Origin of the sequence: Corynebacterium pilbarense, from assembly GCF_026930265.1 — a bacterium.
In the GTDB taxonomy this organism is placed as follows: Bacteria; Actinomycetota; Actinomycetes; order Mycobacteriales; family Mycobacteriaceae; genus Corynebacterium; species Corynebacterium pilbarense.
In genome coordinates, this window is record NZ_JANRML010000005.1 from 77,278 (window position 1) to 88,266 (window position 10,989).

The 10,989-nt window shown below is 65.6% G+C and carries 11 protein-coding genes; 7 read left to right on the plus strand and 4 right to left on the minus strand.

Translation table 11 applies throughout. From position 1 onward, the window contains the following. Window positions 1–276: 276 nt before the first annotated feature. Window positions 277–1,608: a protein kinase domain-containing protein gene (locus tag NUW87_RS05635; RefSeq protein ID WP_269027637.1), complete on the minus strand. Its 1,332-nt coding sequence runs from the start codon at window positions 1,606–1,608 to the stop codon at window positions 277–279. Between NUW87_RS05635 and NUW87_RS05640 the strand changes: the two genes are divergently transcribed. Then, complete coding sequence (locus NUW87_RS05640; RefSeq protein WP_239217254.1) at window positions 1,607–1,996, plus strand: Rv2175c family DNA-binding protein; 390 nt, start codon at window positions 1,607–1,609, stop codon at window positions 1,994–1,996. The two genes, NUW87_RS05635 and NUW87_RS05640, sit on opposite strands and share 2 nt — an antisense overlap. Here the strand turns inward: NUW87_RS05640 and NUW87_RS05645 are convergent. From NUW87_RS05645 to NUW87_RS05655, 3 genes are read right to left on the minus strand one after another with little or no spacing between them, the layout of a single operon-like run. After that, window positions 1,899–3,404, minus strand: a complete 1,506-nt coding sequence (locus tag NUW87_RS05645) for an alpha-(1->6)-mannopyranosyltransferase A (RefSeq protein WP_269027638.1) — start codon at window positions 3,402–3,404, stop codon at window positions 1,899–1,901. The two genes, NUW87_RS05640 and NUW87_RS05645, sit on opposite strands and share 98 nt — an antisense overlap. Further along, complete coding sequence (locus tag NUW87_RS05650; protein WP_336296914.1) at window positions 3,404–4,486, minus strand: polyprenyl synthetase family protein; 1,083 nt, start codon at window positions 4,484–4,486, stop codon at window positions 3,404–3,406. The genes NUW87_RS05645 and NUW87_RS05650 overlap by 1 nt, the downstream gene beginning before the upstream one ends. A gap of 42 nt (window positions 4,487–4,528) precedes the next feature. Next, entirely contained in the window at window positions 4,529–5,092 is a 564-nt protein-coding gene (locus NUW87_RS05655; RefSeq protein ID WP_269027639.1) for a GNAT family N-acetyltransferase, read from the minus strand. A 152-nt stretch (window positions 5,093–5,244) separates the two neighbouring features. Here NUW87_RS05655 and NUW87_RS05660 point away from each other — a divergent pair, with 152 nt between their 5' ends. The 6 genes from NUW87_RS05660 to NUW87_RS05685 all read left to right on the plus strand — a co-directional run bounded on the left by NUW87_RS05660 (window position 5,245) and on the right by NUW87_RS05685 (window position 10,977). Continuing rightward, window positions 5,245–5,682, plus strand: coding sequence for an SAV_6107 family HEPN domain-containing protein (locus NUW87_RS05660; RefSeq protein ID WP_269027640.1), 438 nt, complete (start codon window positions 5,245–5,247; stop codon window positions 5,680–5,682). 90 nt (window positions 5,683–5,772) lie between these two features. Continuing rightward, window positions 5,773–6,165 (plus strand): DUF3040 domain-containing protein, encoded by a 393-nt coding sequence (locus NUW87_RS05665; RefSeq protein WP_063938808.1) that lies wholly within the window; start codon window positions 5,773–5,775, stop codon window positions 6,163–6,165. Between the two features lie 416 nt (window positions 6,166–6,581). Continuing rightward, on the plus strand, window positions 6,582–7,016 hold the full coding sequence (gene mraZ, locus NUW87_RS05670) for a division/cell wall cluster transcriptional repressor MraZ (RefSeq protein WP_034998527.1): 435 nt from the start codon (window positions 6,582–6,584) through the stop codon (window positions 7,014–7,016). Between the two features lie 191 nt (window positions 7,017–7,207). Beyond that, window positions 7,208–8,221, plus strand: coding sequence for a 16S rRNA (cytosine(1402)-N(4))-methyltransferase RsmH (rsmH, locus tag NUW87_RS05675; RefSeq protein WP_269027641.1), 1,014 nt, complete (start codon window positions 7,208–7,210; stop codon window positions 8,219–8,221). A 21-nt stretch (window positions 8,222–8,242) separates the two neighbouring features. Beyond that, window positions 8,243–8,896 (plus strand): cell division protein FtsL, encoded by a 654-nt coding sequence (gene ftsL / locus NUW87_RS05680; protein WP_269027642.1) that lies wholly within the window; start codon window positions 8,243–8,245, stop codon window positions 8,894–8,896. A gap of 191 nt (window positions 8,897–9,087) precedes the next feature. Further along, the gene (locus tag NUW87_RS05685; RefSeq protein WP_269027643.1) at window positions 9,088–10,977 is read left to right on the plus strand and encodes a peptidoglycan D,D-transpeptidase FtsI family protein; all 1,890 of its coding nucleotides are present in this window, start codon (window positions 9,088–9,090) and stop codon (window positions 10,975–10,977) included. The last annotated feature ends 12 nt before the right edge of the window (window positions 10,978–10,989 follow it).

Genomic DNA, 10,989 nt, shown 5'->3' on the forward strand with positions numbered 1-10,989 from the left:
CGCCACTTGCGGACTCCGCGTTGCGGACAACTCGGCCGGCGCCAATGATTGGCCTGCACCCACTATGCAGCCGCATAGCGATGGGGCGCCACTTGCGGACTCCGCATTGCGGACTGATTGGGGGGTGCCAATAATTGGACCGCGCCCAGTAGTGCTATGCAGCTGCATAGTAATGGGTTGTTGGGTGCGGGCTCTGCATTGCGGACTATTCGGCTGGCACCAATAGTTGGTCTTCAACCAGTAACACTATGCAGCTGCATAGTGGAAGTCGCCCGGCTAGGCCTTGGGCACGATGATCTCGGGGATTTCGCCGTACATGCCGGAGCCGAACCACCAAGCTCCCAGCACCACGGCGGCGATCGCGATTATCACGAACACGGTGTAAAGAGCCACGGCGAATGGGGAACGGTTCGACACTGGTTTAACGGCGGGACGCTGGGAAGCGGGCTCGCGGGTGGAAGGAACATCCGGGCCGTTAGGGGAGAGCTGTCTCGGAGCAGGCCTCTGAACAGCGGCCGGGCCAGGTACGGGACCCGCCGCGGGCCACTGGCCGCGCGCCGGGCCGGGTGCTGGCTGGGCGGGCCTGGCGGGGGAGGCGGCGACGCGGGTGGGGGCGTCGTCGCCGGGGAAAAGACGTTGGTGGGCAGCACTCTGAGCACTCGGGCCAGCACCGCCAGCACCATCGCCAACCCCGGCGGCCAGCCCGAAATTGGTCGGGTGTTCGGCAGCTCGGTGCGCGGCGGAGTTGCGTGGGGCGGGCACGGTGTAGGCGGGCAGCCGCAGCTCGCCAGCCACGTCGTCCAGCGCCGCCAAAAATTCTGCGGCGTCGTGGAACCGGTCGTGTGGGTTGCGGGCGGTGGCGGTGGCCACGAGCTCGTCGAAAAGCTTTGGCACCCCCGCGATCAGCGACGAAGGCGCGGGCACATCATCGTGCAACCGGGCGTAGGCGTGGGCCAGGGGAGTCTCGCCGCCGAAGGGGGTGCGGCCGGTGAGTAGCTCGAAGAGCACGATGCCGGCGGAGTAGACGTCGGAGGCTGCGGTCAGTGCGCCGCCGTCGACCTGTTCGGGCGAGAGGTAGGCGACGGTGCCGACGATTTGATCGGTGGATTGGGCGGTTTCGGCGGCGGCACGCACGAGGCCGAAGTCGGAGAGTTTGACGCGGCTGGAGGCGTCGATGAGTACGTTGTCCGGTTTGATATCGCGGTGGACCATGCCTTTGGCGTGCGCGACAGCGAGCCCGGTGAGCATGCCGCGCATCACGGACGCGGCGGCGTGCGGGGGCATGGGGCCGCGTTCGGCGAGCAGTTCGCGCAGGGTGCCGCCGGTGATCAGTTCCATGATCAAAAACACTTCCCCGCCGGATGCGGAGAAGTCGTAGACGTTGACCAGATTTGGGTGGCTGAGCTGGGCCATTGCGCGGGCTTCGCGGCGGAAGCGTTCGCGGAAGACCTCGTCGTGCACGTACTGTTCGTGCATGACTTTCGCTGCCACTTCGCGCCCGAGGCGTGCGTCGACGCAGCGGTATACGGTTGCCATGCCACCGCGTGCGATTGGGCGGTCGACAACGTAACGCCCGTCCAGAGTCGTGCCTGCGCGCAAGGTTGCCATGTGCACCAGAGTAGAATCGCGGACCGTGAGCGCACAAACGAATCTTGAGCAATTGCTTATCGACGAAACCCTGCTGCCGTTCCCGGATGTCGCCGAGAGGCTGGGCGTGCCGGTGACCAAGGTGCACGACTACATCGGTGCGAAGAAGCTGGTGCACTACGTCAAGGACGGTAAGAAGGTCGTGCCGGCGCGTCTGCTCAGCGAGGACGGCTTGAGCAAGTTCGTCTCCGGCGCGATCACCGTGCTTTCCGACGGCGGCTACGACGCCGACGAGATCCTCGCGTTTTTGTTCACGCCGGATGAGTCTCTGCCGGGGCGTCCTGTGGACGCGCTGCACGGCCAGAAGGCGCGCGAAGTGATCCGCCGCGCGCAGGCGATGGCGTTTTAGCCGGGCCCCGGAACAGCCACTCCACCGCCACGACGGCGGCGATGGCAGCGAGGGCGAGAAACCACATGTCGTAGAGGCGGTGGTTGCCGCTGCCTTGGAACGCCAGTGCCACGACTATCGACGCCCCGACGGTCACCCGCACCACCCAAGCAGGCGGCTTAAACGCGCCTGCCAGCGAGATGACGGAGGCGTAGTACCAGGGCAGCGTCACAGCGTTGGTGGCAAACGCCACTGCGTAGGCGGCGGTGGTGCCGGTGACGGCGCGCCGCTCGTAGGCCTCGCCGCGGCGGGGGCGGAAGATCCACCACACCACTGCCAGGCCCACGAGCATGAGCACGGAGAAGATCGTGCGGGTCCAGGCGAGGGCGGTGTTGTAGCGGAACGTGTCGTCGAAAAGCTGGAGCACCGGGGTGATCAGTTCGGCGGCGAGGGTGGGGCCGGCGAGCGGATTGATCACCTTCGAGTTGCCGGTGATCTCTTCGAGCCACCCCCAGGTGGTGCCGGATGTCCACGTGACCAGCTGGATCACCGCGACGTTGACGGCGAGCGCCCACGCGCCGCAGGCCACAAGCATGCCGGCGGCGCCGAGGGTGGTTGCGCTGCGGCGCTTGACCATCAGCCACACCACGAACGGCAGGGCCACCGCCGCGGTGGCTTTCAGCGACACCGCCAGCGCAATCAGCGCGATGCCGGGGGTGCACCAGCGGCTGCGCAGGCACCACAACAGCCCCACGCTGACCAGACCGACCATGACGGCCTCGTTGTGCATGCCGCCGATGAGGTGCAGCAGCATCACCGGGTTGGCCGCACCCAGCCACAGTGCAAGGGCGGGGTCGCCGCCGATCTGCTTGGCAATCCGCGGCAGGGCCCACACGATCAGCGCGAACCCGGCCAACGAGATCAGCCGGTAGACCACCAGGCCTAACGTGACGTTCTCGCCTACCAGCCACGTCACCGCCTTGCCCACGCCGAGGTGGAGCGGCCCGTACGGGGTGGTGGTGTTGCGCCAGTCGTGGGAGACCTCCCACAGGTACGGGCCCGGGTTGACGGCGGCGCCTTCGGAGTAGGGGTCGAAGCCGTCGCGAAGCATCGCGCCCTGCATGAGGTATGAGTACACGTCCCGCGACAGGATCGGCGCAGACACCGCGAGGATGCCTGCCCACCAGCACACGCTGCGGCGCACCTGCGTCAGGCCGGGACGGGTCTTCCACAGCAGCACCCACGCCACCACCAGGCCGAAAATGCCGGCGGTAAGCAGCACGTCCATCAGCGCGCGGCCGTGGCCGTAGGACAGGTGCTCGAGGCCGGCGGCGCGCAGCAGGCCGCCGCGGTAGCGGGTCGCGCCGGCGCCGAAGGACCCCACGGCAATCAGCGCGCAGGCGGCTAGGCCCAAATTCTGCGGACGCATCACATCCGCCGGTCGGTGGCCTTGTGCGCGAGCCCGGTGAGCGCTTCCACGGTGGCGTCGTCAATGCCGGCGCCGTCTAAAAAGCCCAGGCCAGAGGTGGTGAGTTCCTCAATGCGCGCCTCCACAGCGTCTTCTGCGCCGCTGGAGCGAATGAGCTCAGCTAATCGACGCAGCTCCGCCTCATCCTCCGTCTTGCCAATCCCGTCGCGCAGTTCCTGCGCTGCTGCCGGGTTGGCTTGGTCGAGCAGTTCAAGGGCGGTGGCGAACAGCTCCGTGCGCTTGCCCTCGCGGATGTCGTCGCCTGCTGGTTTGCCGGTGACCGCCGGGTCGCCGAACACGCCGAGCAGGTCGTCCCGGAGCTGGAAGGCGATGCCGATGTCGCGGCCGTAGCCACGGAATGCGTCGATAAGCGGCTCGCCCGCACCCGCAAGCGCCGCGCCCAAGTGGAGGGGGCGCTCGATCGTGTAGGCCGCGGTTTTGAACCGGTTGACGCGGTTGGCCATCTCCACCGACTCGCTGCCCAGGCTCTCCAGCATGATGTCTAGCAACTGGCCGCCGATGACCTCGGTGCGCATGCCCACCCACGGCTCCGCGGCGCGAGCGAGCGCGTCCTGGGAGACCCCGGAGTAGCGCCACATGTCCTCGGCCCAGGCAAGGGCGAGGTCGCCGAGCAAAATCGCGGCGTTTACGCCGTACTCCTCCGCGGAGCCGAGCAGGCCTTCGCTGCGGTGCTCCGCCTCGATCGCGCGGTGCACCGTGGGGTTGCCGCGCCGGGTGTCGGAGGCGTCGATGATGTCGTCGTGCACCAGCGCGCACGCCTGAATCAGCTCCAGCGAGCTCATTGCGCGAAGCACCGCCTCGGGGTCCTCGGCGCCGTCTAAGCCGCCCGCGCCGACGAAGCCTGCCCAGCCGTAGGTGGGGCGCACACGCTTGCCGCCGCCGAGGACGAAGCGCCGCAGGTGGCTGACCGCCTGGGCGACAGGCTCACCAATGGTCTCGATAGCAGCTGCGCGCTCGTTAAAAAACGCTTCCAGTTGCTGACCTACCTGTGCCGGTACGTCCTTGAGCCCAAGATCTGTCACGCCCACGCTCCTTGTGCCTGAATTTTTCCTCTTCCCGCAACACTACTCAGTGCGGTTGGGCAGTTCGAGGGCGAGGATGGCAAACGGGCGTTTATCCCCCTCGTAGAGATAATTGCGCGCCACGTCCGTGAACCCGAATTTGCGGTAGAGCCCGAAAGCGTTGTTCGCCTCGCCTGCAATTTCTGGCGTGGACAGCAGCGCCCAGCGTGTCGGTGCCTCCCGTAGCAGTTCCGTGAGCAGGCGGGAGCCCAGGCCTTTGCCTTGCAAGGCGGGGGAGACGTGCACCTCGGCGACCTCGAAGTAGCTGCGCAGCATGCCCCGGTCCTGGTCTGTGATCCCGCCGTTGGCGTTCATCGCGCGCACGAGCTGACGGTCCCACCAGCGCTCGCGGGTGCCGATGAAGCCGTAGGCGATGCCCACGACTTGGCCTGTATCGATCGCTGCGACCGCGGTGAATCCGGGGGAGCGCACCTCGCCTTTCCACACCTGGATGCGTTGTCGGCGCATGGTCCTCGGGTACCCCATGGCCTCTATATAGATGTCTACGAGCGTCGGGGTGAGCATGAGGAACTCGGCTGCCGTGAGGCGCTGGATGGTTGCAGTCACTCCTCTATGGAATCACTTGCGGGTGCTCGGCGTGGCAAGAACCCAAAGATTGGTTCGAACGCGTGTTCCCATGGGCGCCGGGTGGTGTCGAACGGGTGTTTTAGGGTGGGCCCATCACTTGGACAAAAGCGATGTTTCCGCAGGAGGACACAATGATGGGAAGCGTAGTTTCAGCAACAACCGGTGCGGTGTACGGGCGGGGCGCGCGTATAGGTAAGGCCGATCAATTCCTGGCGGCCGCCGAGGAGCTGATCGGTCTGGCGCACGATGACTTCGAGGCGGGCCGCCACGACGTGGCAATGGAAAACGCTTATCGCGCGGCGCTGCGGGTTGCCGGGGCGCGTAACGTGAGCTCGCCGATCGTGCGCAAGCGCAAGCGCCTTCCCACAAGCGCGTGGGACAAACTGGCGCTCACGGGCGAAGATGGGGTGCATTGGGCCACTGTGTTCAAGCGCTATTCGACGCAACGCGGCAGGGTGGCATCCGGCATTGAAACTGATCCGGGCGCGGCTGTGGTGCACCGGCTGCTTTCGGACGCGGAGGAGTTCTATCTGTCTACCCGGGCAGGGGAGATGCCGATGGTCGCTTAGCGGGATGGATGTGGGGCACGGGAACAATCTGCGTACCATGGCCGTTATACGGATAACGTCAGTCCGCCATCGGTATCTGGAGAGTGAGCAGTGTCTCTATCTGAGCAGGAAATGCGGGCGTTGCGCGAAATTGAGCAGTCTCTCTTCGCGGACGACCCGAAGTTCGGCAGCAGTGTCGTGACTGAATCTGGCTTCGGTTCCGCGCCCAAGACCGGCCAATTGACCATGCGCAGCGTCGCGCTGATTGTCTTAGGTCTCGTGCTGCTGCTCGGCGGCGTGGCACTGGCGAGCCTGAGCACCTGGACGATTGTGCTGAGCATCATCGGCTTCGCCGTCATGCTCTTCGGCGGCATCATGGCACTGCGCACCCCGACGCACCAGCCGTCCTCGTCTGCACGTGCGTCGCGGCCGGCGAAGCCGCGCACCCAGCGCAGCGCAAGCATGGAGGAGAGCTTCCGTCGGCGTTTTGAGGACCGTCAGTAAGACTTAAGCTTCGCGCACAGAAAACGCCTTCCCAGCAAAACGGGAAGGCGTTTTTTCGTGCTTTCCCCAGATCCCCCACTTCTCCCCACTGGCGCCCCAAAGGTGTCGAAAGCGGGGGATCGGCGCCCCATCTGGCACGTGACTTGTGGGGATAACGATGTTGTAGGTGGCGTGTGTGGGCGATGGTGCGCACCATTACGGGTAAACTCCCCACGGCGAAAAATATCCTTTGAACTGCAATAACAGGACGTGCAGGAACAAATACCCGCTGAGGTGTGGCGTTTGTGGGGGAAAGTGGGTTAAAGTGGGGCTCAGCGGAGTGACGTGGCGCGCATCTTGACTACGTGCGCGGTACGGAACGAAGCCGAGAAAATTTCACAGCCAACGTCTGAAAGTGAAGGAAGGTAGGTCGCCGGATGTTTCTGGGAACCTACACTCCCAAGCTCGACGACAAAGGTCGCTTAACGCTCCCCGCGAAGTTCCGTGAGGACCTCGCGGACGGGCTGATGGTGACCAAGGGGCAGGATCACTCGTTAGCGGTGTACCCGCGCGATGAGTTCGCCGCCCGCGCCCGCAAGGCCGCAGCGGCATCCCGCACAAACCCAAAGGCGCGCGCATTTATCCGCAACCTGGCTGCCAGTGCGGATGAGCAAACGCTCGACGGGTCTGGGCGAATCACCCTGTCTCCGGCGCACCGCGATTACGCAAACCTTTCCAAGGAGTGCGTGGTCATCGGTTCGGTGGATTTTCTCGAGATCTGGGACCTCGAGTCCTGGAACAAGTATCAAGAAGAGACTGAAGCCGCGTTCTCTGCGGCGGATGACGACGACATTCTCTCCGGTCTGCTGTAGGGCTGACTACCCGGCAGCAGGCATCGACTACGGAGAGCGTGTACGGACTCTGTCCGGGGCGTGAAGCGTTCTGGTGTACTTCCCCGACATCAGAACAGCCGCCCCGGGCAGGGCCCTATGCGCTCCCCGCGCTGATAACGCTGACACACCGCACGAGCTAGGGACACTACGAGGGACACGGAGGGCATGGCATGGCGGACTTCACGCTCGCTGACGACCCGCACGGTCACGTCCCCGTCATGCGCGACCGCATGGCTGAACTGCTCGCACCCAGCGTCGAGGCTTTCGGGGCAAATGCAGTGCTTATCGACGGCACGCTCGGCGCCGGCGGCCACACAGAGCACTTCCTCAACGTGTTTCCAAACGCCCGCGTTATCGGTGTGGACAGGGATCCGAACGCGTTGCGTCAGGCGTCGGAACGCTTGGCTCCCTTCGGCGACCGCTTCACCGCAGTGCAGTCCCGCTTCGACCATGTCGACGAGGCGGTGGCGAACAACGACGGCGAGATCTTCGACACCGCCCGCGAGCACGGCATCGCGGGCGCCCTGTTCGACCTGGGGGTGTCCTCCATGCAGCTGGACCAACAGGAACGCGGCTTTTCCTACCGCGGCGACGCCCCGCTAGACATGCGCATGGACCAGACGCAGGGCATCACCGCGGCCGAGGTGCTCAACACCTACAGCCACGGCGATCTGGCCCGGATTTTGAAGACGTACGGCGAAGAACGTTTCGCCGGCAAGATCGCATCCGCCGTCATCGCAGAGCGTGAGCGCGAGCCCTTCGATCGCGCTGCGCGTTTGGTGGAGCTGCTGTACGCCACCATCCCGGCGGCGACCCGGCGCACCGGCGGCCACCCCGCCAAGCGCACGTTTCAGGCGCTGCGCATCGAGGTCAACCGCGAGCTCGAGGCAGTGGAAAACGTCGTGCCCGTGATCACCGACCTGCTTGGTGTCGGCGGGCGCGCGGTGTTCATGAGCTACCAGTCCCTGGAAGACAAGATTGTCAAAGCCGCGTTCAACGAGCTCACCACATCGAAGACCCCGGCTGGTCTGCCGATGGATCTGCCGGGCACCGAACCGGAGTTCCGCACCGTCACCCGCGGCGCGGAGAAAGCCCCGGCAGACGAAATCGAACGCAACCCCCGCGCCGCGCCCGTGAGGGTGCGTTGCATTGAAAAACTCAGCCCACCCCAACCCACCCTCTAAGCCCGACAAAGGACGGACACCATGGCCGCACGAGCAACGCGATCGGCAACGCTGACACGTAACCAGACCCGCACAGCCCGCCGCACCATGCCTGGCGTGAAGCCACATGTGGAGCACCCGCGGTCCCGCGGCCGTTTGGGGTCCAACCAGGTGGTGTCCGTCCGCGGACGCCGCGTGGCCACCACACGGGCGCGCTCGAAGTTCTCGTCACTGTCCCAGATCGCGTTGCCGCTGCTGGTCATCGGCATCGCCGCGGCGATGATCCTCTCCGGCATCGCCACCACGCAGACCTTCGCAATCCAAAAGCTGCAGGCCAAGGAGCAGCAGCTGGTCAACGAGGTTGAGTCCCTCAACCGAGATCTGGAGGACCGTCGTTCCTCGGCGGCCCTTGCGCAGCGCGCGGATTCCATGGGCATGGTGCTGGCTGGCGAGCCGGGTGTTGTAGCGGTCAATGAAGAGGGCCACGCTGAGGAGCAGCGTCCGTATAACCCGGAGTCTGCCTCCAAGCTGGTGGACGTCAACGGCGATGGCCGCCCCGCTTCCCGCGCATCCTCCGACGACCGTGCGACGAAGGAGCTCGAGGACGCGCTGACGCAGCGTCCGGGCCGCACCGCGAACGCTCCGCGTATTGACAATCTTGCGCCGTACCAGGCAAACGTTGCGGCCCGGCCCTGACAGCTGGCGTGGCGCACCTAGGTATCTGCCCGGGGGCGGGGCATGATGGTTGTCGACGTTAACGGCGGGTACCAGTCAGTGGACATGGGAGGTGAGCAGTGCCACGTGCTAGCGCGAACGCGCAGGTAGGACCAGGGAAAAAGGGGACGAACCCTGCGCAGGCTTCACAGAAGCAGATTACGGGTAAGCGTGTGTACTGGCTCGGCATCGCCTTTTTGGCGGTGGCGGCCCTGCTCATTGGCCGCCTGTTCTGGGTGCAGGTGATTATCGGCGACGAACTACGTGAGCAGGCCAACGCCCAGCGCAGCCGCACCTATGTGGACCGTGCGCGCCGTGGCGAGATCTTAGACCGCGACGGCAACAAGATGGCCTACACCATGCAAGCCCGCTCGCTGACCGTCTCCCCTGTGCAACTGCGCAAGGAGCTCAAGGAGCAGCAGGAGCTTGAGATGCGTGTGGACGGGCTGTCCGCGGAGGAGATCGCAGCCCAGGTGGATGCCCGCGTCGAGGACGTGTTGCGCACGATGGCGAACGAGATCCCGGGGATGATCGGCGACGGAGAGGTGGTGCGTGACGCACCTGCAAACACCGCCACCGGCGAGCCGACGACCAAGGTCGGCCAGGTCAGCGCCAAGGAGATCCTGGACAAGCTGCACGCGGATTCCAGCTACGAGGTGCTGGTGCGCAACGTCGACCCGGATGTGGCCGCCACGGTCGCAGAAGCCTTCCACGGCATCGCGGCGGACCACCAGGACATCCGCCAGTACCCGAATGGCGCGGTCGGCGAGAACATCATCGGCAAGGTTTCCATGGACGGCCAGGGCCAGTTCGGCATGGAAGCGTCCCGCGACGCGGACCTGACAGGCATCGACGGCCGCTCCACCGAGGACGTGTCCGCGAACGGACAGTCGATTCCGGGCTCGCTTCGCGACGTTGTCCCGGCCGTCGGCGGCGCCCAGATCGAGCTGACCATCGACCTGGACCTGCAGACCTACGTCCAGCAGACCCTGGAGCAGGCCAAGGCCAACTCCCTGGCCAAGGAAGCCCAGGCCGTTGTGCTGGACGCCCACACGGGCGAGGTGCTGGCAATGGCCAACACCGGCACGATCAACCCGAACGGCAACGTGGACCAGCAGGTGAAGCAGGGCAAGGATTTTGAAAACCCGAGCGTGTCGCACCCCTTCGAGCCCGGCTCCGTGGCAAAGGTGATCACCGCGGCCGCGGCGATCGACCAGGGTCTGACTGACCCGTTCGAGGTGCACCAAGTCCCGGGCTCCATCGACATGGCGGGCGTTACGGTGCGCGACGCGTGGGAACACGGTGTATTGCCGTACACCACCGCCGGCATCTTCGGTAAATCCTCCAACGTGGGCACGCTCCAGCTGGCCCAGCGCCTGGGGGAGGAGCGGTTTTGGGATTACTTGAACCGCTTCGGCATCGGCCAAGGCACCGGCATTGAGCTGCCCAACGAGTCCGCGGGCCTGCTTCCTGTGCTGGAACAGTGGTCCGGCGGCACGTTTGCCAACCTGCCCATCGGCCAGGGCATGAGCTGGACCACGCTGCAGATGGCCGGTGTGTTCCAGACCATCGCGAATGAGGGCGAGCGCATCCAGCCGCGCATCATCCACAAGATCACCGGCCCGGATGGGGAGGAGATTGCGCAGGAGGAGCCGCAGCGCACCCGCGTGATCAGCGAGGAGGCCGCGCGCACCACGCTGGACATGTTCCGCGCCGCGTTCCAGGAGGACCCGGCCGGCGTCAACAACGGCACGGCCCAGGGCAACAACCTGGAGGGCTACCAGTTCTCCGGCAAGACCGGCACCGCGCAGAAGGTCAACCCGGACACCGGCGCGTACTCCAACAGCGCCTACTGGATCACCTTCGCCGGTGTCGCCCCGGCGGACGACCCGCGCTTCGTCGTGGCCGTCATGCTGGACGAGCCGCAGCGCGGCGTGCTCGAGGGCGGCAACGGTGGGCAGTCCGCGGCTCCGATTTTCAAGCAGATTTCGGGCTGGCTGCTCAACCGTGAGAACGTGCCGCTGAGCCCGCCGGCAGAGCCGTACCCGTTGCAGGGCCAGTAGACAGATGGAGGT

Bases quoted from the DNA above. Each gene is read 5' to 3' on its own strand.
- NUW87_RS05640 (WP_239217254.1), top strand. From the start codon at position 1,607: ATGTGCACCAGAGTAGAATCGCGGACCGTGAGCGCACAAACGAATCTT.
- NUW87_RS05660 (WP_269027640.1), top strand. From the start codon at position 5,245: ATGATGGGAAGCGTAGTTTCAGCAACAACCGGTGCGGTGTACGGGCGG.
- NUW87_RS05645 (WP_269027638.1), bottom strand. From the start codon at position 3,404: ATGCGTCCGCAGAATTTGGGCCTAGCCGCCTGCGCGCTGATTGCCGTG.
- rsmH (WP_269027641.1), top strand. From the start codon at position 7,208: ATGGCGGACTTCACGCTCGCTGACGACCCGCACGGTCACGTCCCCGTC.
- ftsL (WP_269027642.1), top strand. From the start codon at position 8,243: ATGGCCGCACGAGCAACGCGATCGGCAACGCTGACACGTAACCAGACC.
- mraZ (WP_034998527.1), top strand. From the start codon at position 6,582: ATGTTTCTGGGAACCTACACTCCCAAGCTCGACGACAAAGGTCGCTTA.
- NUW87_RS05635 (WP_269027637.1), bottom strand. From the start codon at position 1,608: ATGGCAACCTTGCGCGCAGGCACGACTCTGGACGGGCGTTACGTTGTC.